22 protein-coding genes are annotated in these 25712 nt (G+C 70.4%); 12 read left to right on the forward strand and 10 right to left on the reverse strand.

Annotation, left to right across the window (positions count from 1 at the left end; genetic code table 11):
- Positions 1-76 precede the first annotated feature (76 nt).
- Both EJ913_RS27790 and EJ913_RS27795 read right to left on the reverse strand, forming a co-directional pair.
- Positions 77-1459 (reverse strand): hypothetical protein, encoded by a 1383-nt coding sequence (locus EJ913_RS27790; protein WP_127004090.1) that lies wholly within the window; start codon positions 1457-1459, stop codon positions 77-79.
- Positions 1456-2565: a hypothetical protein gene (locus EJ913_RS27795; protein WP_127004092.1), complete on the reverse strand. Its 1110-nt coding sequence runs from the start codon at positions 2563-2565 to the stop codon at positions 1456-1458. Before EJ913_RS27795 ends, EJ913_RS27790 begins: the two co-directional genes overlap by 4 nt.
- Before the next feature lie 579 nt (positions 2566-3144).
- Here EJ913_RS27795 and EJ913_RS27800 point away from each other — a divergent pair.
- A complete protein-coding gene (locus tag EJ913_RS27800; protein WP_127004094.1) occupies positions 3145-3549 on the forward strand; it encodes a 6,7-dimethyl-8-ribityllumazine synthase in 405 nt (134 codons plus the stop codon).
- Here EJ913_RS27800 and EJ913_RS27805 read toward each other — a convergent pair.
- The gene (locus EJ913_RS27805; protein ID WP_244939520.1) at positions 3546-4760 is read right to left on the reverse strand and encodes a benzoate/H(+) symporter BenE family transporter; all 1215 of its coding nucleotides are present in this window, start codon (positions 4758-4760) and stop codon (positions 3546-3548) included. The genes EJ913_RS27800 and EJ913_RS27805 overlap by 4 nt on opposite strands.
- A 94-nt stretch (positions 4761-4854) precedes the next feature.
- Between EJ913_RS27805 and EJ913_RS27810 the strand changes: the two genes are divergently transcribed.
- Positions 4855-5541, forward strand: a complete 687-nt coding sequence (locus EJ913_RS27810; RefSeq protein ID WP_127004096.1) for a GntR family transcriptional regulator — start codon at positions 4855-4857, stop codon at positions 5539-5541.
- 81 nt (positions 5542-5622) lie between these two features.
- Here the strand turns inward: EJ913_RS27810 and EJ913_RS27815 are convergent, their stop codons facing one another.
- Complete coding sequence (locus tag EJ913_RS27815) at positions 5623-6186, reverse strand: UCP032817 domain-containing protein (RefSeq protein WP_127004098.1); 564 nt, start codon at positions 6184-6186, stop codon at positions 5623-5625.
- A 139-nt stretch (positions 6187-6325) separates the two neighbouring features.
- Positions 6326-8191, reverse strand: a complete 1866-nt coding sequence (locus EJ913_RS27820) for a hybrid sensor histidine kinase/response regulator (protein WP_127004100.1) — start codon at positions 8189-8191, stop codon at positions 6326-6328.
- Positions 8192-8464: 273 nt separating this feature from the next.
- On the opposite strand from EJ913_RS27820, the gene EJ913_RS27825 reads away from it, so the two are divergent.
- The 3 genes from EJ913_RS27825 (at position 8465) to EJ913_RS27835 (ending at position 13723) form a co-directional block, all read left to right on the forward strand.
- On the forward strand, positions 8465-11509 hold the full coding sequence (locus EJ913_RS27825; RefSeq protein WP_244939521.1) for a response regulator: 3045 nt from the start codon (positions 8465-8467) through the stop codon (positions 11507-11509).
- Complete coding sequence (gene nagA / locus EJ913_RS27830) at positions 11506-12645, forward strand: N-acetylglucosamine-6-phosphate deacetylase (protein WP_238522080.1); 1140 nt, start codon at positions 11506-11508, stop codon at positions 12643-12645. Before EJ913_RS27825 ends, nagA begins: the two co-directional genes overlap by 4 nt.
- A gap of 184 nt (positions 12646-12829) precedes the next feature.
- Entirely contained in the window at positions 12830-13723 is an 894-nt protein-coding gene (locus tag EJ913_RS27835; RefSeq protein WP_127004104.1) for an SMP-30/gluconolactonase/LRE family protein, read from the forward strand.
- Between the two features lie 17 nt (positions 13724-13740).
- On the opposite strand, the gene EJ913_RS27840 is transcribed toward EJ913_RS27835, so the two are convergent.
- Together EJ913_RS27840 and EJ913_RS27845 are read right to left on the reverse strand one after the other, a co-directional pair.
- Positions 13741-14127 (reverse strand): VOC family protein, encoded by a 387-nt coding sequence (locus EJ913_RS27840; RefSeq protein ID WP_127004106.1) that lies wholly within the window; start codon positions 14125-14127, stop codon positions 13741-13743.
- Positions 14128-14140: 13 nt separating this feature from the next.
- A complete protein-coding gene (locus EJ913_RS27845; RefSeq protein ID WP_244939522.1) occupies positions 14141-15607 on the reverse strand; it encodes a L,D-transpeptidase family protein in 1467 nt (488 codons plus the stop codon).
- A 353-nt stretch (positions 15608-15960) separates the two neighbouring features.
- Between EJ913_RS27845 and urtA the strand changes: the two genes are divergently transcribed.
- From urtA to EJ913_RS31940, 6 genes are all read left to right on the forward strand, one after another.
- The gene (gene urtA / locus EJ913_RS27850; RefSeq protein ID WP_127004109.1) at positions 15961-17268 is read left to right on the forward strand and encodes an urea ABC transporter substrate-binding protein; all 1308 of its coding nucleotides are present in this window, start codon (positions 15961-15963) and stop codon (positions 17266-17268) included.
- A 188-nt stretch (positions 17269-17456) separates the two neighbouring features.
- Positions 17457-19070, forward strand: coding sequence for an urea ABC transporter permease subunit UrtB (urtB, locus tag EJ913_RS27855; RefSeq protein ID WP_127004111.1), 1614 nt, complete (start codon positions 17457-17459; stop codon positions 19068-19070).
- A gap of 3 nt (positions 19071-19073) precedes the next feature.
- Positions 19074-20216: an urea ABC transporter permease subunit UrtC gene (urtC, locus tag EJ913_RS27860; protein WP_127004113.1), complete on the forward strand. Its 1143-nt coding sequence runs from the start codon at positions 19074-19076 to the stop codon at positions 20214-20216.
- Between the two features lie 3 nt (positions 20217-20219).
- Complete coding sequence (urtD, locus tag EJ913_RS27865; protein WP_127004115.1) at positions 20220-20966, forward strand: urea ABC transporter ATP-binding protein UrtD; 747 nt, start codon at positions 20220-20222, stop codon at positions 20964-20966.
- Positions 20967-20983: 17 nt separating this feature from the next.
- Positions 20984-21679 carry an urea ABC transporter ATP-binding subunit UrtE gene (urtE, locus tag EJ913_RS27870; protein ID WP_127004117.1) on the forward strand — a complete coding sequence of 232 codons (696 nt, stop codon included), beginning with the start codon at positions 20984-20986 and terminating at the stop codon, positions 21677-21679.
- Positions 21680-21977: 298 nt separating this feature from the next.
- The gene (locus EJ913_RS31940) at positions 21978-22139 is read left to right on the forward strand and encodes a hypothetical protein (RefSeq protein WP_185909973.1); all 162 of its coding nucleotides are present in this window, start codon (positions 21978-21980) and stop codon (positions 22137-22139) included.
- 46 nt (positions 22140-22185) lie between these two features.
- Here the strand turns inward: EJ913_RS31940 and EJ913_RS27875 are convergent, their stop codons facing one another.
- Positions 22186-23058, reverse strand: coding sequence for a 5'-nucleotidase, lipoprotein e(P4) family (locus EJ913_RS27875; RefSeq protein ID WP_127004119.1), 873 nt, complete (start codon positions 23056-23058; stop codon positions 22186-22188).
- A 185-nt stretch (positions 23059-23243) separates the two neighbouring features.
- On the opposite strand from EJ913_RS27875, the gene EJ913_RS27880 reads away from it, so the two are divergent.
- Complete coding sequence (locus EJ913_RS27880; protein ID WP_127004121.1) at positions 23244-24020, forward strand: transporter substrate-binding domain-containing protein; 777 nt, start codon at positions 23244-23246, stop codon at positions 24018-24020.
- A 3-nt stretch (positions 24021-24023) separates the two neighbouring features.
- Here EJ913_RS27880 and EJ913_RS27885 read toward each other — a convergent pair whose 3' ends face one another.
- Positions 24024-24953, reverse strand: coding sequence for a pyridoxamine 5'-phosphate oxidase family protein (locus EJ913_RS27885; RefSeq protein WP_127004123.1), 930 nt, complete (start codon positions 24951-24953; stop codon positions 24024-24026).
- A 28-nt stretch (positions 24954-24981) separates the two neighbouring features.
- Complete coding sequence (locus EJ913_RS27890) at positions 24982-25605, reverse strand: glutathione S-transferase family protein (protein WP_127004125.1); 624 nt, start codon at positions 25603-25605, stop codon at positions 24982-24984.
- Between the last annotated feature and the right edge of the window lie 107 nt (positions 25606-25712).

Raw genomic sequence — 25712 nt, forward strand, 5'->3', positions numbered from 1 at the left:
TTCCGCCTTCGGCGGAACACCCCTCATCCCAACCCTTCTCCCACAAGGGGAGAAGGGCTTTGGAAAGCGCGGGACCTCAGTCGTCGTAGCGGCCGGCGGTGGAGGCCATGATGGCGAGGCGCAGGGATTCGGCCTTGCCCGGACCGGCGACCATCTCCAGCAGGCGCAGGACGTAGTACAGGTTCGTCTCCGCCGCGTCGGCGTCGTCGGGATGGGCCATCAGGCGCGGGTAGGCGTCCAGCAGGGCTTGGGCCTGCTCGATCAGCCCGTTGCCCATCGCCTTCAGCGTGTCGTCCACCGGCTGTTGCAGGCCCAGAGCCTCGGCCAGACCGGCGCTGCGGCGCAGGGCGCGGGCGTGGTCCTCGGCGGCGATCTGCGCCGGCTCGTCCACCACCGGCGGTCCGGCCAGGGGCGGGGCGGGGACGGCGGACAGGATGCCCGTCGCGGCGGTCTTCAGCACCGATCCGCTCACCATCGCGCCGACCGCCCGCTTCACCGCGTCCAACCGGCCCCGGTAGGCCGGGTCGCTGCGCCGCTCCATCGCCGCGCCGGTCGCGGTCACGCTGGCGAGCAGTTGCTCGGCCAGGACGACGGCCTCCTCGGGCGGGATCGGGGGGGCGTCGCCGGCGCCGTCCGGCCGCGCGATGCGCTCCTCCAGATGACCGACCACCAGACCGCCGAGCCTGCTGAGGATCGCCGGCAGATCGCGTTTGGCCCGGCCGAGGTCGAGGTCGGGCAACACCGTCAGCAGATCGGCCGGGGTGGCCAGCCGCGCGGCGGCGATCCGCAGCAGGCCATAGACCGTGTCCGGCGCCTGCCGCGCCGCCGCCTGGGCCGCCCGCTCGATGGCGTCGGTGTGCTCCTCCTCCAGCGCCGGCACCGGCTTGGGCGACAGGTCGCTCTTCAGCGCCTCGACGATCAGGCCGATGTCGAGAAGCCCGGCGATCTCCTCCACTTGGCGCCGCAGCGGTGCGTCGCCGCGCAAGGACCCGTTCTCGGCGGCGGCGGCGTGCAGGATGCCGGCGGCCATCGGCCACAGGACCCGCCCGATGTTCAGCAGGGCGTTGCGGTTTCCCGGCGCCGTCTCCCGCACCTGATGGTCGAGCTGCTCGAAGGCCGCTTGGTCGGCGCGCTCGGCGACCAGCCGCCACACCGGCTCGATGGTCCGCCGCTCGATCCGGCCGAGCGGCTGCTCCACCTTGCCGCGGCCGCCGGGGCTCTCCAGCACGTCCTCGAACGGCATGCACAGCACGCGCTTCAAGGTTGGCCGCCGGTCGGGGCGGGTCTGGATCAGGCGCGGGCGGATGGTGGCGAAGGTCTGGCGCACGTCGGGATGGTCGCGCACCCGCTCCAGCAGCCGGACGACCTCGGCGAACTTCTCGTCGGGGATGTCCAGCAGCTTGGTCTCAAGGGCTGGCGGCAGACCGGGGATGCCCGCCTTTTCAGGCGGTTCGGTCATGGGGAGCGGGCCTTCAGCGCCTCGATCCGGCGGATGGCTTCCAGATCCATGGCGCCGGTGCGCCAATCCTCCAGCGCGCGGACCGAGCGGCGCTGGCTGGAGGAGGAGACGCGCTTGGCGTCGCCGATCAGGTCGCGGCTGCTTTCCTGCCGGGGCAGCAGGGGCAGGATGCGGAACAGGTCGTTGATGGTCGCCGCCTGCTGGTGGCTGTCCTCGCTCTGCGCGACGTCCCAGGCGCCGGTGATGTGCGACCAGCCGTCGAGCAGCCACGCCAGACGGGTCGCGTGGTCGCGGATGCGGAGCATCTCGTTGTCCCAATCCCGCATCAGCGGGCCGATGGCCTCGATCCGCCGCTGGAAATCCCGGACCACCGTCTCGCCGATGCCGATGGTGTGCTGCGCGACCTCGGCGCAGAACAACGCGACGGGGGAGGTGTCGCTCGGCACCGCCTCCGCCCAGTCCTCCATCCCCTTCTTGAAGATCTTGAGGTCGCTCAGGCAGCGCAGCAGGCGGCCCGGCCGGGGCGACTGCGCCAGCCCGACCGGCGAGGCCACGTCGGCGATCTCCGCCAGCCGCGCGTAGAGCACCGTGGCGTCGAGCCGCAGGCTGCCGGCCGCCCGCGTCATCAACTGGCGGGTCAGGCGCTGGCCCTCCTCGGTTCCGATGCCGGCCTTCAGCATGTCGGGCGATTCCAGCCCGACCGCCTTCAGGATCGCCAGGATCAGCAGGTAATGGGTGAGGGTGCCCTGCTCCTCGTCCTCGTCCAAGGCGCGGCGGGCGGCCTGCGCCGCCTGCGGTCCGGCCAGGCCCCGCCGCGCCGCCTTCAGCGTCGCCCGGCGGATCTCGTGGGGGGAGCAGGATTCCTCGTTGACGATCAGCTCGTGCAGGTAGCGGTCGTGCATGGTCATGGTGACCATCTCCGGCACCGCCTTCCAGGCGACGACGTAGATGCCGGCGCCCTGGGACAGGCTCGGGATCAGCACCTCCAGCTTGGAGCGCTCGCCCCGACGCACCCGCGTCTGCGACAGAAGGGGAGTCGTGAAGGCCACGGCGGCCCCCCGCTCCTCGAAGGTCGACGGCGCGTATTCGGTCGCACCCCTCAACATGCTCACCGTCCCAGATCAAGCTGTGCCGCGCCCCGATCGTTCGCCTCGCCAACCAGCGGTGGCGCCCGATCCCCAGGGGAGATATTATTATCGATCCGAAAGGAAAGCGTTGGGGTGGAATTGCGCTAAATTGCGTCGATTTGCCACGGGGTTCGGCGGTTCGATTCATTCGGGTGCGCGCGTCCTGGTCTTGACCGCCGACCCGCGAGTGTTTCGGTCACGAACCTTCGCTGGGATCTTTCATTATCTTTCTGCTGTCCTTTCCGGATCGGCAAGGTCCGGAAGCCGATTCGTGCTGACTATCGCTGCGCTCCCAGGGCCACGGACTCCGGGAGCGCTGGGAGGGGAAGCGGTTTGAGACACGGATGAACACGGATCAAAGCTCCTCTTTCGCTTGGCATCCATCCGTGCGCCGGCAACGCCGGCATCCGTGTTCATCCGTGTCAAAATCGACTTGCGGGGGCGTCTTGTTGATCGGGCTTCGACGCTCTGTCCATGTGCCGAAGGGCTTGCGCTTTGCGCGGCGGGACGACACTTTGGGCGCCTCGCGATGGTCGCGGCGAAACGGGAGTGGCAAGGGTGAAGAACATCGGCATCGTGCTCGGACGGTTCCACCGCCGTGAGGTCGAGGAAATGCTGGACGAGGCGCGCGCCGTGGCCGCCCGCCGGCAGCTCGGCATCGTCGCGGAGGTGTGGGTTCCGGGTTCCATGGAAAAGCCGCTGGCGATCAAGCGCCTGCTGCTGCGCGACGACGTGGCCGGCGCGGTGGCGCTCGGCATCATCGAGCGCGGCGAGACCGAGCACGGCAACGTCATGGGTCACGCCGTCATCAAGAGCCTGATCGACCTCCAGCTCGAATTCCTCAAGCCGGTCGGCGTCGGCATCCTCGGGCCGGGCATCAACCCGTCGCAAATCCCGCCGCGCACCCGCCCCTACGCGGCGGCGGCGGTCGAGGCGGTGGCGGAGCTGCTGGCCGGCGCCTAAGCGGGTTTTCCGGCGGGGCGCCAGCGGTGCAGCGCGTGCATCACCCCGCCGAACACCAGACCCCAGAAGGCGGAGCCGACCCCGAAGAAGGACAGGCCCGAGGCGGTCACCAGCAGGGTGACCAGCGCCGGGACGCGCTCGTCCTCCGCCTGGACGGCGCCCAGCAGCGCGCCGCCGAAGGCGCCGATCAGCGCCAGACCGGCCACCGCCTCGATCAGGATCGGCGGTGAGCGCAGCACCAGCGTCGCCGTCACCGCCGCCAGCCCCGCGAAGGCGATGTAGCCGAGGCCGCCAACCACCGCCGCCTGCCAACGCCGTTCCGGCCGGGGATCGGCGTCGGGGCCGGCGCACATCGCCGCCGTGATCGCCGCCAGATTGACCGTCGGCGCGCCGAAGGGGGCGCTCAGCGCCGAGAAGGCGCCCGTCACCAGGAACAGCGGCGGCACGCGCGGGGTGTAGCCGAAGGTCGCCAGCACCGTCAGGCCGGGGATGTTCTGCGACGCCATGGTGACGACGAACAGCGGCAGGGCGATGCCGACCAGCGCCTCCCAGGTGAAGACCGGGGCGACCAGGGTCAGGCTGGGCCACAGGCTGGCGGGCAGCGCTCCGGTGTCCGGCGCGGTCAGCGCCATCGCGCCCAGCGCCACCGCCACGGCGGTGGGCACGGCGTAGAGCCGGGCAAAGCGCCCGACCACCGCCCAGACCGCCAGCACCAGCAGGCCCAGCCCCGGCGCCTGGGTCATCGCCGCGAAGGGCGCCAGGCACAGCTTGAGCAGGATCCCGGCCAGCATGGCGTTGGCGAGCGGCTTGGGGATCGCCGCGATCCAACGCCCGAGCGACGTCCAGAAACCGGTCAGCATGACCAGCGCCGCCACCGTCAGGAAGGCGCCGACCGCCGCCGGAAAGCCGCCGGCCACCGGCCCGGTCGCCGCCAGCAGCGCCATGCCGGGCGTGGTCCAGGCGACGCTGATCGGCTTGCGCTGGCGCGTCGCCAGCACGATGGCCGCCAGCCCCATGGACAGGCCGACCGCCACCAGCCCCGAGGTGATCTGCGCCGTGTCGGCGCCGACGGCGGCCAGCCCCTGGATGACCACGGCGACCGAGCTGGCGTAGCCGACCAGCGCCACGAGAAGACCGGTGCCGGCCGCCGGGAACGACAGGCCGCCGGTGGGGGCGTCGTCGTGGCGGGCCATGGGCGTGGAGGAAGGCATTGGGCCGACCTTTCGGGCGTGGTGGACAGCGGAAGGCATCACGCATATATTGGATCCAATATCCACGCAAGCGGCTTTCGAACGGCTTCGCCCCATGATCGATCCCCTCGACCTGACCGCGCTGATCGAGCGCAACCGCCCGCGCTTCCGCACGGCGACCGAGTTCGTCGAGGCGGCGATGCGCGAGGCGATCCTGAGCGGCGCCCTGCCCGGCGGCGCGCCCCTGCGGCAGGAGGAGTTGGCGACGGCGTTCGGGGTCAGCCGCATGCCGGTGCGCGAGGCTCTGCGCCAGTTGGAGGCGCGCGCGCTGGTCGAGTTCAACCCCCACCGGGGTGCCGTGGTGGCGGAGATTTCGGCCGGGGATTCCGCCGACATCGGCGCCATCCGCGCGGCGTTGGAGCCGGCGGCGTTGCGGCTGTCACTGCCCCGGCTGTCCGCCGCCGACTTCGCGCTGGCGGAGGAGTTGATCGCGGAAATGGACGCGGAGCCCGATCCCGGTCGCATGGGCGAGTTGAACCGCCGCTTCCACATGACGCTCTACGCGCGGGCGGGACGTCCGCGCCTGCTGGCGCTGGTCGAGCAGCATCTGGCGGCGGCCGACCGTTACCTGCGCTTCCAGTTCGCGGCGCTGGGTTACCACCCGCGCTCCCAGGACGAGCACCACGCGCTGCTGGCCGCCTGCCGGGCGGGCGACGCCGACGCCGCCTGCGGCGCGGTGGTTGACCACGTCATGGCGGCGGAGGAGCAGTTGACGGCGTTTCTGGGCGGTCGGCGGGGCTGACGCGGCCGGCGTCCGGACATACGAAAGCTCCTGCGCCGCTGGAGCGGAGCAGGGGCTTTCGCCGAGCGGTTCGAGGGTGCGTTACGCCGTGTGGCCCTTGGCTTCGCGCAGGCAATCGGCGGGCTTGGCTTCGCGCAGACAGTCGGCGGCCTTCGCTTCCCGGAGACAGTCGGCCTCCATGGCCTCGCGGAGACAGTCAGCCGGCTTGGCTTCGCGCAGACAGTCGGCCGGCTTGGCTTCGCGCAGGCAATCGGCGGCCTTCGCCTCGCGCAGGCAGTCGGCCATCGCCGGGGTGCGGAACAGGTTGGCGCTGCCGCGGCGGGCGGCGGCCAAGCGGTCGGCCGGGACGACGCCGTTGTGGTGCAGGTATTCGCCATACACCGCGTCGCAGAAGCGGACATAGGCGCGGGTGTCGGCGACGATGAACTCGTGCCACAGGTCATCGCAGGCGGCCGATTGCGGCGCGATGTCCCGGTCGGGATGCGCGGCGCAGGCGAAGAGGAAATCCTTGAGCTGGTCCAGGGCGATGGCGGCGGTCCGCTCGGGCATGCCGGCCTTGATCGCACGGGTTACCACATAATCGAACCCGAACTCGGCAATAATGCTGCGAACACGATGCAGGTCGGTCTTGGCCTGGATGAGCATACCGCATTCCCCAAAGTTGCTTTTTCTCTCGGCGTCGTCAATTTTTCGGGCTGACGGCCCATCAATGCTGCGCCAAGCGGTGCAAAGGAGCCTGCGCTATTTTTAGGACATGGACAAGGGCTAGAACCGAAATTGCGGACTACTTCGAGGGTGAGATAAGCGGAACGGCTTGGTCTTGCCGGATCAGCCGGCCGATCAGCAGGGATAGGCGGTCCGGCATGACCGGTTTGGCCAGAACCTCCACGCCCTGCTCGGTGGCGCGCTGCACCACGTCCTTGTCGAGCCGGCCCGAGATCAGGATGGCGGGAACGTGCAGGCCCAGCAGCGCCCGCACCTGGGCGATGAACTCGATGCCGTTCTCCGTCGCCGACAGGTGGTAGTCGGCGACGACGATGTCCGGCCGGATGCTGCCGTCCTGGAGGCCGCGCAGACCCTCGGCGACGGCGGACACGCCGTGGACCCGGTGCCCGGCGCTTTTCAGGAACTGCGACAGCCCGGTCAGCACGAAGCCGTCGTCGTCGATGACCAGCACGGTGACGCCGCCGCTCCGGTCGGCGCCATGCGCGGCGCGGGGCGACGGTTCGTCGATGCGGACGGTCTCCATCTCCGCCGGCCGGGCCGGCTCGGCGGCCAGCGGCACCGCGACCGAGAACACCGATCCCCGCCCCGGCACCGAGCGCACCTTCACCGGATGGTCCAGCACGCCGGCCAGGCGCTTGACGATGGACAGGCCCAGCCCGATCCCGTTGTCGCGGTTGCGCTCCGGGTTGCCGATCTGGTGGAACTCCTCCCAGATGGCGTCGAGCCGGTCCTCGGGGATGCCGATGCCGCTGTCGCGCACCTCGACGAGGATCCGGCTGCCGGTCTCCAGCCCGGCGAGTTGGACCGAGCCGTTGGGCGTGTAGCGGATGGCGTTGTCGATCAGGTTGCCAAGCAGGCGCATCAGCAGGACCCGGTCGGTGACCACACTGCCGCGCAGCGGCGACACGATGAAGCTCAACCCCTTGGCGCGGGCGACCGGGCCGAACTGAGCGTCCAGCGCCTGGAGCAGGTCGCCGATGTCGTGGGTGCCCATCGTCGCCGTGACCCCGCCGGCGTCCAGCCGCGAGACCTCCAGCAGGTCGTCGAGCAGTTGCTTGAGCGTCAGCACGACCTGTTCGATCTTGCGCGCGGAGTCGGCGGTCTCCGGGGTCGTCGCGTGGCGGCGCAGGATCGCGCTCAGCATCAGCAGCGACTGCGCCGGCTGGCGCAGATCGTGGCTGGCGGCGGCCATGAACTTGGCCTTGGACGCCACCGCCTGCTCGGCGCGCTCCTTGGCGGCGCGCAGGTCGATGGCGTTCTGCCGGAAGGTGCGCAGCGCCGCCGCCATGCGGCCGATCTCGTCGTCCCGGTGCCGCCCAGCAACCTCCATCGACACGTCGCCGGCCGCCAGATTGGACATGGCGCGGGTCATCCCGGCGATGGGCACGGTGACGCCGCGCGTCGCCCACACCACGCCGACCACCACCAGCAAAAGCACGGCGGCGCCGAGCGCGCTCAGCAGCATCACGTCGTGGCGGATGGCGGCGTTGGTCGGCGTCGCGTCCAGCCGGACCAGCAAGGTGCCGAGGCTGCGCTGGACGCCGTTGCGGTCGGTCCGTTCCAGCGTCGCGGTGGCGCTGGTCGCGGCGTCGTCCGGCAGCGGACCGACGCCCGGCTTGCGGTAGCCGGCGAAGCGCTCCCCATGGAGGCCGAGGATCGCCGCCTCGGCGAAGGCGTCGATGGAGCGCAGCGGCGCCAGCGCGGCCACCGCCTCTTCGGGGTCGAGGTCCCACAGCGCGTTGGCCGCGTCGTCCAGCACGATCTTGGTCGCCAACTCGGCCCGGATCGCCAGTTCGGCGCGGGTGGCCCGCACGTCGGCCCGGATCAGGATCGCCATCGGAACCGCGATGAGCACCGAAACCAGCAGTGCGGCGGCGATGGTCGTCCGCGCGACCAGGCTTCGTGAGAGAACCTCCAGCAACATTCCGAAGCCTTCGAGAAAGGACGTTGGGCGACCGGCCCATCATGCCGATGCGCCACGCCGCCGCAAGCGTTTCAGCGCCCGTCCGCAACCGCAGATGCGACCGGGACGTGGCGGAACGCCGGCCGGGCCGGGCGCCATCGTCGTGAGACGCAGAATGGCAGGAATTGAATCTTTTGCTTGTGCCATTGTGTGTGTAGATGTCGGTTGCGAAACGGCGGATAACAGCTTCGTTCAACGGGCAGGCGGAGGCATCGGGGCGGCATGGGAACGGGGATGGTCATCGCCCTTGCGCATGGCGTCGGGTTGCTGGCGCTCGTCCTGCTGGCCTACCGGCTGCTGCTGAGCCGGTTCGGCGGCCGGCGGTCGTTCGGGCCGTTGTCGGGACTGCTGTTCGGGGCGGCGGCGATCCTGTCGATGATGGACGCCTTCCCGGTCGCGGACGGCGTGATCGTCGATCTCCGCAACGTCATGGTGGCGCTGGCCGGGGTTTTCGGCGGCTGGCCGGCGGCGCTGACGGCGGCGGCCGTCGGGTCGGCCTACCGGCTGTGGCTGGGCGGCGCCGGGGTGGCGACGGGGCTGATCGGGATGGGGCTGACCGGGCTGGCCGGGGTGCTGGCGGCGCCGCTGCTGCGGCGGAACGGGCGGGAGCCGGGGTTCCGCCCGCTTGTCCTGTTCGGGCTTCTGGTCGCCCCGCTGACGCTGGCGCCGTTTCTGGTGCTGCCCGCCTGGGGACCGGCGGAGATTCTGCAGCGTCTGGGGCTGCCACTGACCGGCTTCACGGTGCTGGGCATCGCGCTGCTGGGCATGATGCTGGCGCGCGAGCACCGCCGCGTCGGCGACGAGCGGGCGCTGGCGCGGAGCGAGGCGATGTTCCGCGCCGTCTTCGATCATTCGATCGACAATCTCTTCATCGGGAAGATCGCCGGGGATGGCGCCTTCATCCTGCAACGCGGCAACGCGGCGGCCTTCGCGGCGATGGGAACCACGGCCGAGCAGGCGCAGGGCCGCTCCCCGGACGCCTTCCTGCCGCCCGACGTGGCGGCCAAGCTGGCGGACGACCTGCGGGTCTGCATCGATTCCGGCGGGCCGATCCGGTTCGAGGACAAGGACACCCGCGACGGCGTCACCCGCTATTGGGAGGTGTCGCTGGTGCCGATCCGCGACGCCGACGGAACCGTCGCGATGGTGTCGGTCGGCGCCCGCGACATCACCCGCCGCCACGAGGCCGAGCGCGCGATCCGCGAGAGCGAGGCGCGCTACCGCCTGCTGGCGCGCAGCGTGTCCGACGTCATCGGCCGCGTCGGGGTGGACGGGGTCCGCCGCTTCTGCTCGGAGGCGGTGCGCGACAGCCTGGGCTGCGACCCGGCCGAGCTGGTCGGGCGCCCGCTGACGGAGCGCATGCACCCCGACGACCGCGCGGCGGTGACCGACGGGCTGGGGCGGATGACGCCGACCAGCCCGACGATGAAATCCACCTACCGCCTGCGCCACGCCGACGGGCACTGGGTGTGGATCGAGAGCGCGGTGCGGCTGGTCGCCGACGATTGGGGCGCGCCGCTGGAGTTCGTCAGCGTCGAGCGCGACATCACCGCGCGCAAGGTCATGGAAGCCGAATTGCAGGACGCGCGCCGCGCCGCCGAGGCCGCCAACCGCTCGAAGGGCGAGTTCCTGGCCAGCCTCAGCCACGAGTTGCGGACGCCGATGAACGCGGTGATCGGTTTCGCCGACCTGATCGCGCGCGAGTCGGAGGGGCCGATCGGCAACCCCTTCTACAAGGATTTCGCGACGAACATCCGCGACAGCGGCCAGCATCTGCTGGAGCTGATCAACGAGATCCTGGACAACGTCCGCGCCGAGGCCGGGCAGCTGGTGCTGGACGACGAGGTCGTCGATCTGGAGCAGACGGCGACCTTCGCCGTCCGGCTGCTGACCCCGCGCGCCGGGCGGGCCGGCATCGCGCTGACGGCGGCGGTCGATCCGGCCGCCCGCCACCTGCGCGGCGACGAGAAGCGCATCCGCCAGATCCTGCTGAACCTGCTGACCAACGCGGTGAAATACACCCCGGCTGGCGGGCGCGTGTCGGTCGGCGCGGCGCTGGACGCCGACGGCGGCCTGCGGCTGGAGGTGCGCGACAACGGGATGGGCATCGCCGAGCAGGACATGGGCCGCGTCCTCCAGGCCTTCGGCCGGGTGGAGAGCGCCGCCAACCGGCAGGTCGAGGGGACCGGACTCGGCCTGCCGCTGACCCGCCGGCTGGTGGAACTGCACGGCGGGACGCTGTCGCTGTCGAGCACGGTCGGGCAGGGCACCACCGCCGTCGCCCGCTTCCCGGCGAGCCGGGTGGCCGACGAGAGCGGGCGTTTCGCCGTCCCGGCCACGCCGCCGCTGTCGTCGTGGGCGCCGCTGTCCATCCTGATGGTCGAGGATGACCAGACCATCCGCGAGACCGGGACGGCGCTGCTGCGGAGCTGGGGGCACCGGGTGGTCGCGGCGGCGGGCGCCGGGGAGGCCCTGGTGGTGCTGCGCAGCCCGGAGACGCTCGACCTGCTGTTCAGCGACATCGTCATGCCGCCCGGCATGAACGGGGCGGAGCTGGCGCGCGAGGCGCGGCGGCTGCGGCCGGGCCTCCCGGTGCTGCTGGCGTCCGGCTTCGCCGCCCACGCGGTCGTCGCCGACGACGCGGCGCAGGCTGGCTTCGACCAGATCGCCAAGCCCTACGACGCGGCGGAGTTGCAGCAGCGGCTCGACCGGCTGCGCCCGTCCGGCTCCGGGGCGCCGGCCGGCGGGTCGGCGGAGGCGCCGGCCAGGGTCGAACGGCCCGTGCCGCCGCCTCCGCCCCCTCCCGCCCCGGCGCCGCCGCGCCCGGTCGCGGAGACGGCGGAGGGCTTGCGCATTCTGGTCGCCGAGGACGTCGAGATGAACCGGATGCTGGTCGTCACCATCCTCAAGCAGCTCGGCCACCGCGTCGTCGCGGTGGAGGACGGGGCGGCGGCGGTCGCGGCGGTGCGGCGCCACGCCTTCGACCTGATCCTGATGGACGTCAACATGCCGGTGATGGACGGGCTGGCGGCGACCCGCGCCATCCGCGCCATGGTGCCGCCCGCCAACGCCACCCCCATCGTGGCGCTGACCGCCAACACCTTCCCCGAGGACGTCGCGCATTGCCGCGCCGCCGGGATGACCGGCTACGTGCCCAAGCCCATCGACCGCAAGCTGCTGATGGCCGAGATCGCCCGCTCCGTGGTGCCGCCGCCGGCGCCCCGTCCCGGCCTGGAGCCGGAGCTTGGCCTGAATGGCAAGGGAGGGCCGGCGACGTGACGCGGCGCCTCTTCCTGGCCGGCGCGCGGTTGTTCACCGGCGATGCCCTGCTGGACGGCCATGGGCTGCTGGTCGAGGACGGACGCATCCTCGATCTGCTGCCCGCCGGGGCGGCGGTGGAGGCCGAGGTGGTGCGGCTGCCGGAGGATTCGCTGCTGGCGCCCGGCTTCATCGACGCGCAGGTGAACGGGGCGGGCGGGGTGCTGTTCAACGACAGCCCGACGGTGGAGTCGGCGCTCGCCATCGCGGCGGCGCTGCGGCGGTCGGGGACGGTGGGGCTGCTGCCGACCCTCATCACCGACGAGCGGGGCCGCACCGAGCAGGCGACGCGCGCCGCGCTGGCGGCCTCCGCCCTGCCGGGCAGCGGGGTGCTGGGTGTCCATTTGGAGGGGCCGTTCCTCAGCCCGGAGCGGCCGGGCGTGCACGAGCCGCGCTTCATCCGCCATCCCGACGACGCGGATATCGGTTTCCTGACCGGGGCGGCGGCGGGATCGCCCGACGCGCGGGTGCTGGTGACGCTGGCGCCGGAACGGGTGTCCGACGAGGCGCTGGCGCGGCTGTCGGCCGGCGGCGTGATCCTGTCGGCCGGACATTCCGCCGCCGGGCTGGAGCGGGTGGGGGAGGCCGCCGGGCTGGGGCTGCGCGGGGTGACGCATCTTTTCAACGCCATGCCGCCCATCGTCAACCGGGCGCCGGGGCTGGCGCTGGCCGGGATGCAGGATCCCCGGCTGTGGTGCGGGGTGATCGCCGACGGGGTGCACGTGCACCCGGCGCTGCTGCGGCTGACGCTGGCCGCCAAGCCGCCGGGCCGGGTGTTCCTGGTGACCGACGCCATGCCGCCGGTCGGCACCGACGCCACCAGCTTCACGCTGTACGGCCGGACCATCCACCGCCGCGACGGGCGGCTGGAGACCGAGGACGGCACGCTGGCCGGGGCGGACATCGACATGATCGGCGCGGTGCGCAACGCAATGGGGCTTTTGGGGGTGACGCTGGAGGAGGCGTTGCGGATGGCGTCGCTCTACCCGGCGGCGTTCCTCGGGCTGGAGGACCGTTACGGCCGCTTGGCGCCGGGGCACCGGGCGGCGCTGGTGCTGCTGGGGCCGGGGCTGGAGGTTTTGGGGACGTGGGTGTGAGGATGCCGTGGGCTTGTGTGTTGAACGGGCGGAGCCCCCTCCCCATCCCTCCCCCGCTGCGCGGGAGAGGGGGCTGGACCCTTGTCGGTGTTCGGCGGCAGTTCTCTCTCCCGCTGACAAGCGGGGGAGGGTTAGGGAGGGGGCCACACCCGCCGGATTTTCCCCAACCATCGAAAGACCTCCCATGACCACCGCCCAGCCCTTCGCCTGTGTCCTCGACGCCCGCGCCAAGCTGGGGGAAAGCCCGGTGTGGTCGGTGGCGGAGCAAGCCCTCCACTGGGTGGACATCAAGAGCCGCGCCCTGCACCGCTTCGATCCGGCGACCGGCGCCGACACCGCCTGGACCCTGCCGGAGGAGATCGGCTGCGTCGGCCTGCGCAAGGGCGGCGGCTTCATCGCCGGGCTGCGCTCGGGCCTGTGGACGCTCGACGCCGAGGCCAAGCCCCTGGCGCTGCTCGCCGCCAACCCGGAGGACACCGCCGCCAGCCGCTTCAACGACGGGCGCGCCGACCCCATGGGCCGCTACCTCGCCGGCACGCTGGACGAGCCCAAGGCCGGCGGCAAGGCGCATCTCTACCGCTTCGACCGGCGCGGATTGACGGCGCTGGCGGACGGGCTGCTGACCTCCAACGGGCTGGCCTTCAGCCCGGACGGACGCATCCTCTACCATTCCGACACGCCGACCTTCACGGTCTACCGCTACCGCTACGACCCGGCGACCGGCGCGGCCACGGACCGGGAGGTCTTCCTGCGCTTCCAGCCGTCGGGCGACGACCGGGGCCGCCCCGACGGGGCCGCCGTGGATTCCGAGGGCTGCTACTGGACGGCGCTCTACGAGGGCGGGCGGGTGCAGCGCCACGCCCCGGACGGCACCCTGCTCTCCACCCACCCGGTTCCGGCGCGCTGCCCGACCATGGTGGCCTTCGGCGGGCCGGATCTGCGGACGCTCTACCTGACCACGGCCAGCGCCGGCCGCCCGGCCGAGGAACTGGAGCGCTTCCCGCAATCGGGCGGAGTCTTCGCGTTGAGGGTGGAGGTGCCCGGCCTGCCGGAACCGCTGTTCGACCCGGCGGTGTAAAAAAGGCGGCGTGGGAATCAGGCCGAGGCGGCGTAAGTCGAGACTTCCACGAGGTTGCCGTCCGGGTCGCGGAAATAGACCGAGCGGATCGGCCCGGTGGCGCCGGTGCGGTCCACCGGCCCTTCCTCGATCACGACGTTCTGGGCCGCCAGATGCGCGACGACCGCGTCGAGCAGCGTTTCGGTGATCAGGCAGAAATCGGCCGAGCCGGCGGTCGGCCGGCGGGCTTTCGGATCGAACTCGTGGCCGACTTCGTGCAGGTTGAACTTCTGCGCGCCGAAGGACAGCGCCTTGCGCCCCCCGGCGAAGGTGACGACCTCCATCCCCAGCACCCGGCTGTAGAAATCGCAGGTCGCCGCGATGGACGCGACGGTCAGCACCAGATGGTCGATGCGGACGATCATCGCGTCCCCTCCCTCACATCCGGGTCGCGGCCGGCGTCTGGACCGCCAGGTTGCGGACCGTGGCCGAGGACACGGACGCCGCCGCCGGCGGGGCCATCGGGATGGGCAGCGGCGCCGGCTTCGTGGCCGAGGGGCGCGGGGTCGAGACCGGTTGGGTGACGGGCGCCGTGCCGGGAACGTCGGGCGGGTTCTCGTAGATGTCGGGGTGGACGCGCACGGTGCCGGCGGTGTCGACCGAGGCGTTCCAGTAGACGAAGCGCACGGGGATGGCGTTGGGCAGGCGGACGGTCTTGGTCTCGCCGGTGTCGAGCTGCTTGGTGACGGCGGCGTCCGACATCTTGGCGGCGTCGAGCAGGGTGTCGGCCATCAGCCGCGCGTCCTCCAGCCGGACGCAGCCGGAGCTGGCGGCGCGGAGATCCCGGCTGAACAGGCGCGGGTCGTTGGTGCCGTGCAGGAAGATGCCGTCGCCGTTGGTCAGGTTGAAGCGGAACCGCCCCAGCGCGTTGTCGTCGCCCGGCTTCTGCACGATGCGGATGCGGCCGACGTCGACCGACCACCAGTTGACGCTTTCCGGCGTCACCGGCGCGCCGTCGAGGTAGACGACGGCGTTCTTGATGCCGGGGTTGCCCTTCTTGCGCAGGTTGGGCAGCTTGTCCTCGTTCAACACGGTCGGCGGGACGGTCCAGGTCGGGTTGATGGTGACGCTGGTGATCTTGTCCTGGAGCAGCGGCGTCTTGCGCGACGGGCGCCCGACCACGGCGCGCATGGTCAGGACCGGGCGGCCGCGCTCGATGTAGGTGACGGACTGGCCGGGCAGGTTGACCAGCACGGCGGTCTCGGGGATCGAGGCCTGCTGCGCCTTCATCATCGCCGCCGCGCGCCGCAGCATCGCCACCGCCTGGGCGGGCGTGCGGTCCAGCGCTTGGCGGGTCACCTCGCCGACCTTGCCGTCGGGCTGCAACCCCTCGACGATCTGGAAGGCGCGCACGGCGTTCTCCAGCGGATCCTCGAAGCTCTCCGTCCACTGGTCGGCGGGCAGATGCCCCAGCTCGATCAGGCGGCGCGCCACCTTGCCGACGCGGTCGGCCAGCGGCGAGCGCACGCGGATGACCACCGGCGGCGGCGGCTCGATGGCGGGGAGCGTGCCGATCTCGGTGACCGCCGGCTCGGTGGGGACCTCGATCGCCGGCAGCACGGCCTCGATGACCCCGCCGTCGCCCTTCTTCACCACGGCGCCGAAGCCGATGCGGGTGGCCGTCGCCTTGGGGGCGTTCTGGATCTCGGTCGCGCGCTGCTCCACGCGGGCGGCCCACATCGCCACCAGCGCCGGGGTGGGCGCCGCCGGGGCCGAGGCCTGCGTCGTGCCGGTGCGCGTGGGGGAGGAGGCCGCCGCCGGCCCGGCCGCCAGGGTTCCGATCAGGAAGCCGGCGAGTCCGAGCGCGGTGTAATGGCCAAGGGGCAGGCGGCTGACGGAAAGCATGGGGCTGGGACCGGATCGTGAACGATAAATGGTAAGCCTCGTATCCTTCGGCCAGCAACGGAAGCGGCGCAAGTGACATTTGGTGACGGCGGGATTGCAGAACACACTGTTGCCTGCGTGCACCGCAGCGGAAGCGTGGCCGCCCTTTCCGGTACGACGCCCGGCCTGCGGCGTTATTCCATCCTTCGGCATCCTATTTGTCCGGCGAGGGTTTGAGGGCTGGGACGGCCGGGGCAAGCGGCCGTATGGGGCATTTGACGTAGATACGCCCGTTCGCAGGCGCGGTAGCTTTTCCTCCGACGATTTGACGATGCGCCGGGCCAACCGGGGCGACAGTGGAAGGGGGCAACTTCATGCGGACGAAACAGGCGACTTCGGTGCTCGGTCTTGGCGCTTTCGCCGGTCTGGCGATGGGCGCGATGATGGGAATGGCCGCGCCGGCCCTGGCGCAGGACACCATCAAGGTGGGCATCCTGCACTCCCTCTCCGGCACGATGGCGATCAGCGAGACGACCCTGAAGGACGTCATGCTGATGCTGATCGAGGAGCAGAACAAGAAGGGCGGCGTCCTCGGCAAGAAGCTGGAGGCCGTCGTGGTTGATCCGGCCTCCAACTGGCCGCTCTTCGCCGAGAAGGCGCGCGAACTGCTGACCAAGGACAAGGTCGCCGCCGTGTTCGGCTGCTGGACCTCGGTCAGCCGCAAGTCGGTGCTGCCGGTCTTCGAGGAGCTGAACGGCCTGCTGTTCTACCCGGTGCAGTACGAGGGCGAGGAATCCTCGCGCAACGTCTTCTACACCGGCGCCGCCCCGAACCAGCAGGCGATCCCGGCGGTCGACTACCTGATGCAGAAGGAGAAGGTCCAGCGCTGGGTCCTGGCCGGCACCGACTACGTCTACCCGCGCACGACCAACAAGATTCTCGAGGCCTACCTGAAGGGCAAGGGCGTCAAGGACGAGGACATCAAGATCAACTACACGCCGTTCGGGCATTCCGATTGGCAGTCCATCGTCGCCGACATCAAGAAGTTCGGTTCGGCCGGCAAGAAGACCGCCGTCGTCTCGACCATCAACGGCGACGCTAACGTTCCCTTCTACAAGGAGCTCGGCAACCAGGGCGTGAAGGCGCAGGACATCCCGGTCGTCGCCTTCTCGGTCGGCGAGGAAGAGCTGGCCGGCATCGACACCAAGCCGCTGCTGGGTCATCTGGCCGCGTGGAACTACTTCCAGTCGGTGGAGAACCCCGCCAACGCCGAGTTCATCAAGGCGTGGAAGACCTTCACCAAGAACGACAAGCGCGTCACCAACGACCCGATGGAAGCCCATTACATCGGCTTCAACATGTGGGTGAAGGCGGTCGAGGCGGCGGGCACGGTGGCCCCGGACGCGGTGATCGACAGCATGGTCGGCGTCTCGGTGCCGAACCTGACCGGCGGCTATTCGGCGATGCTGCCGAACCACCACATCACCAAGCCGGTGCTGATCGGCGAAGTGCAGGAGAACGGCCAGTTCGAAACCGTCTCCAAGACCCCGGGCCTGGTCCCCGGCGACGAGTGGTCGGACTTCCTGCCGGACAGCAAGGACCTGATCGCCGATTGGCGCAAGCCGATGTCCTGCGGCAACTTCAACGTGAAGACCGGCAAGTGCGGCGGCAAGGGGACCTGAGGGTTTCGCTTGTAGCCGTCTGACTGGTTGATCGAGCAAGGCGTTTGCCCCCTCCCCGGCCCTCCCCCGCTTCGCGGGAGAGGGGGACCAGCCCCCTCCACCGCTGCAAGCGGGGGAGGGTTGGGGAGGGGGCAAACGCCTTTCGTTTGAAGAACCCATCCCCCCGCAAGCTCAACGAAGGATCCGCGATGCGACGCGCTCTCCGCTGGCTTCTGGCCGTGTGCGTGGTGGCCGCCACGACGTCCGTCGCGCTGGCCGCCGACCTCCGCCCGCTCGTCCAGTCCCTGGGCACCGGCGGCTACGCCGGAACCGAAAAGGGGCTGGCACAGCTGTCCGAGGCCGGCGACCCGGCCGCCGTCCCGGTGATCGAGGCGCTCCAGGCCGGCGACCTCTACGTCCGCAAGGCCGACGGCGTCGTCGTGATCGCCCGCAAGGCCGGATCCGACTACGCCCTGACCGACCCGCTGGGCGGCGCCTCGCTCGGCGAGGCGCCCGCCGGCGCCATCGAGAAGATCAAGGTCAACAACGCGCTGCGCCGCGCCATCAGCGCCTCGCTGGGCGCGCTGACCCTGATGAGCCCCGACGCGGGCATCCGCCGCTCCGCCGCCGACGCGGTGTTCAAGAGCCGCGACGCCACCGCGCTGGACGCGCTCAACACCGCGCTCGCCAAGGAACAGGATTCCAGCGTCCGCCGCGCCATGGAACAGGCGCGCGCCGCCATCACGCTGACCGCCGGGGCGTCCGACGAGGACACCCGCGTCGCCGTCGCCACGCTGGCCGGGCGTTCCGACCAGGACGCGCTGGCGTTGCTGTCGTCGGTCGCCTCCTCCTCTTCCGCGTCGGAGACGGCCAAGGCCGCCGCCGCGTCGGCCATCGCCAGCGTCCAGTTGAAGCTGACCCTGTGGGGCGTCGCGCAGAATCTCTGGTATGGGCTGTCGCTGGGTTCGGTGCTGCTGCTGGCCGCCATCGGTCTCGCCGTCACCTTCGGCGTGATGGGTGTCATCAACATGGCCCATGGCGAGATGGTGATGATCGGCGCCTACACCACCTTCATGGTGCAGGAGCTGTTCCGCGCCCACGCGCCGGGCCTCTTCGACCTGTCGATCCTGGTGGCGCTGCCCGCCGCCTTCCTGGTGTCCGGCGGCGTCGGCATCCTGATCGAGCGCAGCGTGATCCGCTGGCTCTACGGCCGCCCGCTGGAGACGCTGCTCGCCACCTGGGGCCTGTCGCTGGCCCTGCAGCAGGCGGTGCGCTCCATCTTCGGCCCCAGCAACCGCGAGGTCGGCGCGCCGAGCTGGATGTCCGGCGCCTTCGAACTGGGCGGGCTGACCATCACCTACGGCCGGTTGTGGATCGTCGTCTTCGCCTTCGCGGTGTTCGCCGCCCTGCTGGTGGCGCTGAAGCGCACGTGGTTCGGCCTGTCGATCCGCGCGGTGACTCAGAACCGGCCGATGGCCAACGCCATGGGCATCCGCACGGCCAAGGTGGACGCGCTGACCTTCGGCCTGGGCTCCGGCATCGCCGGGCTGGCCGGGGTGGCGCTGAGTCAGATCGACAACGTCAGCCCGAATCTGGGCCAGGGCTACATCATCGACAGCTTCATGGTCGTGGTGTTCGGCGGGGTCGGCAACCTCTGGGGCACGCTGGTCGGCGCGCTGACGCTGGGCACGCTCAACAAGTTCCTGGAGCCCTACGCGGGTGCTGTGCTGGGCAAGATCCTCGTGCTGATTTTCATCATCCTGTTCATCCAGCGGCGTCCGCGCGGTCTCTTCGCGCTGAAGGGCCGGGCGGTGGAGGCCTGATCGATGCTGACGCGCTTTTTCCTGATGGGGCTGGACCGCAAGGCCGGGGTGGTGCTGACCATCCTGGCGCTGCTGGCGGTGCTGGTCCCGGTGTCGACGCTGCTGGTTCCGGCGGACTCGCCCTTCCATTTGTCGATCTTCACCGTCTCGCTGCTGGGCAAATACCTGTGCTTCGCGCTGCTGGCGCTGGCGCTCGATCTGGTGTGGGGCTATTGCGGGATCCTGTCGCTCGGGCACGCGGCCTTCTTCGCGCTCGGCGGCTACGCCATGGGCATGCACCTGATGCGGCAGATCGGGCCGCGCGGGGTCTACGGCAACCCGGTACTGCCCGACTTCATGGTGTTCCTGAACTGGACGGAGCTGCCCTGGTACTGGCTGGGCTTCGACCATTTCTGGTTCGCCGCGCTGATGGTGCTGGCGGTGCCGGGTGCGCTGGCCTTCGCCTTCGGCTGGTTCGCCTTCCGCAGCCGGGTCACCGGCGTGTATCTCTCGATCATCACCCAGGCGATGACCTTCGCCCTGCTGCTGGCCTTCTTCCGCAACGACATGGGCTTCGGCGGCAACAACGGCCTGACCGACTTCAAGGAGATCCTCGGGGCCGACATCCAGGCGCCGGGCACCCGCGTCGGGCTGTTCGTGGCGACCGTCGTGGCGCTGGCCTTGTCCTACATGATCGCGTCGGGCATCATCGGGTCGAAGCTCGGCAAGGTTCTGGTGGCGGTTCGTGATACCGAAAGCCGGGTTCGCTTCCTTGGCTACAACACCGAGCATTACAAGCTGTTCGCCTGGACCCTGTCGGCCTGCATGGCCGGCGTCGCGGGGGCGCTGTACGTCCCGCAGGTCGGCATCATCAACCCGTCGGAGTTCGCTCCCGCCAGCTCCATCGAGGCGGTGATCTGGGTCGCGGTCGGCGGGCGCGGCACGCTGGCCGGCGCCATTCTGGGCGCGGTGCTGGTGAATTTCGGCAAGAGCTACTTCACGGGCGCCCTGCCGGAGCTGTGGCTGTTCGCGCTGGGCGGCCTGTTCGTGGCGGTGACGCTGTTCCTGCCCAAGGGGCTGCTGGGGCTGGGCGCGCAGCTGATGGCAAGGATGCCCAAGAGCAAGAGCCTGCCCAACGGCAAGCCCGCCGACCAGAAGGGGATGTGAGCGATGAGCGCGGAGGACACCCTTCTCTACCTCGACGGCGTTTCGGTCAGCTTCGACGGCTTCCGGGCGCTGAACAGCCTGTCGCTGGTGATGATGCCGGGCGAGATGCGCGCCATCATCGGCCCGAACGGGGCCGGCAAGACGACGATGATGGACGTCATCACCGGCAAGACCCGCCCCGATCACGGCACCATCCTGTTCGAGGGCGCGACCGACCTGACCAAGCTGCGCGAGGCGTCCATCGCCAACCTCGGCATCGGCCGCAAGTTCCAGCGCCCGACGGTGTTCGAGCCGCACACGGTGTGGGACAACCTGGAGCTGGCGCTGAAGGCGCCGCGCGGGCCGCTGAAGACGCTGACCTACGCCATCGGCCGCGACGACAAGGCGCGCATCGAGGAGATTCTCGACGTCACCCGCCTGTCGCCCAAGCGCGACCGCATCGCCGGCAGCCTGTCGCACGGCGAGAAGCAGTGGCTGGAGATCGGCATGCTGCTGGCCCAGGACCCCAAGCTGCTGCTGGTGGACGAGCCGGTCGCCGGCATGACCGACGCCGAGACCGAACAGACCGCCCAGCTTCTCTGCGACATTGCCGGCAAGCATTCGGTGATCGTGGTCGAGCACGACATGAGCTTCGTCCGCGCGCTGGGCGTCAAGGTGACGGTGCTGGCGGAAGGGTCCGTGCTGGCGGAGGGTTCGCTCGACGCGGTCAGCGCCAACCAGCAGGTCATCGACGTCTATCTGGGCCGCTGAGGAAAGGAATTGCGATCATGCTGGACGTTCGCTCCATCGACCTGCATTACGGCGCCGCCCAGGCTCTGCGCGGCGTCTCGCTCAAGGCCGAGATCGGCAAGGTCACCTGTCTGGTCGGCCGCAACGGCGTCGGCAAGTCCAGCCTGCTGCGCGCCATCGTCGGGCTGAAGCCGGTGACCGGCGGCGCCATCGGCTGGGACGGGGCGGACATCACAAAGCTCGCCCCCGCCGACCGGGCGCGGCGCGGCATCGCCTATGTGCCGCAGGGGCGCGAGATCTTCCCGCTGCTGACCGTGCGGGAGAATTTGCTGACCGGCTACGCCCCGCTGCCGCGCGCCCAGCGCTCCATCCCCGACGAGGTTTTCGAGCTGTTTCCGGTGCTGAAATCCATGCTGGAGCGGCGCGGCGGCGATCTGTCGGGCGGGCAGCAGCAGCAGCTCGCCATCGGCCGCGCGCTGGTGACCCGTCCGCGCCTGCTGGTGCTGGACGAGCCGACCGAGGGCATCCAGCCCTCCATCATCAAGGACATCGGCCGGGCCATCGCCTATCTGCGCGACAAGGGGACGATGGCGATCGTGCTGGTCGAGCAGTATTTCGACTTCGCCCGCGATCTGGCCGACGACTGGGTGGTGCTGGAGCGCGGCGAGGTCATGCTGTCCGGCCCCCGCGCCGACCACGACGACGAGGCGGTGCGGCGCTATCTGACGGTGTGAGGATGGCGGCGCGGCGCTGATTAGCCCCTCTCCCCTTGCGGGAGAGGGGTTGGGGTGAGGGGTAAAGGTTACCTCCCGACCTTCGGTCGGGCTGCACCCCTCATCCCAACCCTTCTCCCGCAAGGGGAGAAGGGCTTCAAGTTAGCGCCTGAGTGCGGCGGGCCTCGCCGGCCCCCTCGCCGACCGGGGTACGCCTCAATCGCCGGTGGTGCGGGGCGGCATCTTTAACGGTCGTTAACGATCCCGGCCGCATCATCGGGTCAACGCGATGCTGAACCCGAACCCGGAGCCACCCGCCATGTCGTCCTTCAACGCCACCTCCTTCGAGACCGCCGCCGTCGACACCGCCGTCGAGCCGCAGGTCCGCAAGATGCATGGCCTGCCGCGCGCGGCCGTGTGGGTGTTCATGATCGGGGCGCCGTGGGTCGTCATCGTCCAGGCGGTGCGCCTGTTCTTCTGATCCGAAGCCTTCCGATCAGAACCGGCGCACCTGTCCCGAACCTTGGTCAAGGGGCGGGTGCCACCCAGGGCTCCAGCGCGCCGATCTTCTTGGCGCGCTTCTCGTCTCCCGACAGCTTGAAGTTGTGCTGGTACGGCGCGCTCTCGAAGGAGCCGTAGCCGGGGTTGGCGAGCATCAGCCAGTCACGGCCGAAATGGGCCTTGTCGGCCTCGAACGCCTTCAGCCGCTCGGCCTCGCCGCCGCTCGACGCGTCGGAGAAATCCCCGTAATTGTCGCCGAACAGCAGGACGATGCGGTAATCCTTGGCGATCACCGCCCGGCGCGTGCTCTTGGCCGAGCCCCAGTCCGGCTTTTCCTTGGACATCAGGAAGGTGTCCACGTTGCCGCCCATCGGGAAGCCCAGCGCCTGCGCGTTGCGTCGGGTCGGCTCCTCCTGGTCGCCGGTGCGGTTGGAGACGTAGAACACCTTTACGCCCTTCGACTCGGCGTATTGGGTGAACTCCACGGCGCCCGGCACAGCGGTCGCCTTCTCGGCCTTCACCCAGGCGTCCCAGGTCTTGGGCGAGAAATCGGTGCCGGTGGTCACCAAGCCGACCTGATAGGCCGAGTTGTCCATCGCCGTCTCGTCCAGATCCAGCACGACGGCGGGCGGCAGATCCTGATACGCCCCGGTCTGCTCGGGCGCCGCCGTCCAGCTCTTGTCGGCCAGCGCCTTGTCGAGCTGGATCTTGCCCAGCGCGTAGACCGCCAGCGCGTTCGCCTTGTACTCGACCGAGCGCTGCATCCACAGCTCGGCGTTCAGCAGGTCGTTCTGGGGAACCGGGTCGGCGGCCAGCGCCGGGGCAACGGCCATCAGGGACACGGCAACCGCACCGGACAGAAGCCACGGCGACCGCGCGGCGCCAGCGGATCGGATCATCGACACACCCATCGTTCAGTGTCATCAAAGCGTCATCGAAGCACAGTTCCGCGCACTTGGCGATGCGTTCCTGACGACTGGGATGCGCCGTCTTTTTCGGACGGAAATCCGCCGGCCGTCGCGGCATACTCGCGGATGCCGGACTCGCTTCCGGCCTCTCCAAACAACAACACAGGGGGTTTGCGATGAGGGTGTTCCTGACGAGGCTGCTGGTCGCCGCCGCCGTGCTGACGGCCATGCCCGCCGCCTGGGCGGCCGACGATGCGTTGCAGGGGATCCGGCAGGCCGGAATCCTGCGAGTCGGCACGACCGGCGACTACAAGCCCTTCAGCTACAAGGGGGACGACGGGGCGCTGGTCGGCGCCGACGTTGAGATGGCCAAGGAGTTGGCGACCGCGCTCGGCGTGCGGGCGGAGTTCGTGCCGACCACCTGGAAGACGCTGATCGAGGATCTGAAGGCCGACAAGTTCGACGTCGCGCTGGGCGGCATCACCGTCAACCCCGACCGGGCGGCGGTCGGCGATTTCTCGGTGCCCAACGTGACCGACGGCAAGCGCCCGATCGCCCGCTGCGCCGACAAGGAGAAGTTCACCACGGTCGAGGCCATCGACCAGCCGGCCACCCGCGTCGTCGTCAACCCCGGCGGCACCAACGAGAAGTTCGCCCGCGCCTCCTTCACCAAGGCGCCGATCGAGGTCTGGCCGGACAACCGGACGATCTTCGCCCAGATCGCGGCGAACAAGGCCGACGTCATGGTCACCGACGGCGTCGAAGCCGATCTTCAGGCCAAGCTGAACCCCGGCGTGCTCTGCGCGGTCCCGGTGGCGGCCCCCTTCACCCATTTCGAGAACGCCTATCTGCTCCGCAAGGACCCCGCGCTCAAGCAGGCGGTCGACCAGTGGATGACCACCGCCCTGTCCAACGGCCTGTGGAAGGCCAAGCTCGACGCCGCCATGCGCTGAACCTCACGCGGCGTCCCGGCCCATTTCGGCGATGCGCCGGGTCGCCGGGGACAGGTCGCGGAAGCTCCAGCGCAGCGGGATGGCGGCGCGCTGCCGCCACCCGCGCTCGACGCGCAGGGTCCAGGACCGCTGAGCGCCCGGCAGATCGTCCGGGCGCTCCCAATCGACCGTCACCGAGCCGGTCAGGTGCAGCGCGTCGCCGGTCGCGAAATCGACGACCAGCAGCCCGGCCTGCGGGTTCAGCAGGAAATTCCCCAGCGTGTTGAAGTAGCGATTGCCGGAATAATCGGGAATCCGCAGCCGGTCGCCGTCGATGCGGACGAAGCCCGCGGGTCCGCCCCGGTGCGACACGTCGAAACCGCCCTCCGGTCCCGGCCCGGACGAGGAGGCGACGAAGAGGGTGTCGGCGTCGGCGAGGACGCGGCGGGCCTCGGCGTCCAGCCCGCCGAGCGTCTCGCGCGGGGCCGCGACCAAGGCGGCCCCGTTTCCGTCGTCCTCCACCAACCGCCCCTGGATGTATTGCGGGCAGTTGCCGAAGCTCTGCTCGACCGCGAGGTCGAAGCCGCCGCCTTCCGTAGCGACGACCACCCCGTTGACCCGGTTGCGGCGGCGGGTCGCCAGATCGATGCCGAGGGCCCCGACCGGAGCCCCCAGCCCCGGCCGGGCGTCCCACGCCCCGTGCTTCGGACGGACCCGCAGGAGGCGCGGGTCGGGTGAGGAGACGAAGCCCGGCGGTCCGGTCAGCACCCCGGCCGAGGGCGCGCCCTGCGCGTCGGCCGCAGCGACCAGCAGGAAGGGCAGCAGCGGGTAGAAATCGCGGTGCTGCGGGGTCAGTTCGTCGCGGATCGGGGCGGACGGCACACGGAATCCCGCCCGTGCCTGGGCTTCCCGTTCGCCGGAATGGAAGGGATCGAGGATCGGATCGGACGTCATGGCCGTGCTCCGCGTTTCTGGGGTGGGATCAGGCGGGTTGCGATACGGGGGCGTGCGGCATGGCGGTGAAGCCCGGCAGCGCCTCCACCCGCTCCAACCAGCGGCGCAGCGCCGGGTAGGGATCGAGCGCCACGCCCCCCTCCGGCGCCCGCGCGACGTAGGCGTAGCAGGCGAGGTCGGCGATGGTCGCCCGCTCGGCGGCCAGCCAGTCGCGTGCCGCCAGATGGCCGTCCATGAAGGGCAGGACACGGGCGGCGGTCGCCTGTGCGTCGGCCATCGAGTGCGGCCCGCCCCAGACGGTGAGGAAGCGCGCCCGCGACGGCCCGAAGCGGATTTCGCCGGCGGCGATGGACAGCCAGCGCTGCACCGCCGCCGCCTGGACCGGATCCTTCGGGTGCCACAGCCCCGACGCGTCGTAGCGGCCGGCGAGGTAGACCAGGATGGCGTTGGAATCCGGCACCACGGTGTCGCCGTCCACCAGGACCGGCAACTGCCCCAGCGGGTTCATCGCCAGATACTCCTCGCTCCGCCTCAGCTCCGGGGTGGTTTCCACATAGCGGTGCCGCAGGCCGAGGATGGTCAGGAAGGCTTCCACCCGATGGGCGTGGCCGGACAGCGACATTCCGTACAGCGTGATGGTGGGTTCGGTCATCGGGGCGTTCCTCGCAGGCGGGGGATGGGATGCCCTTAGGAAACCACTTGCGCCGGATCGGCGGAATGCCCTCTCATCGCAAGGAACTCTTGCGGAAACTGGAAGAT

The sequence above is a fragment of the Azospirillum doebereinerae genome (assembly GCF_003989665.1).
GTDB classification, from domain to species: Bacteria; Pseudomonadota; Alphaproteobacteria; order Azospirillales; family Azospirillaceae; genus Azospirillum; species Azospirillum doebereinerae.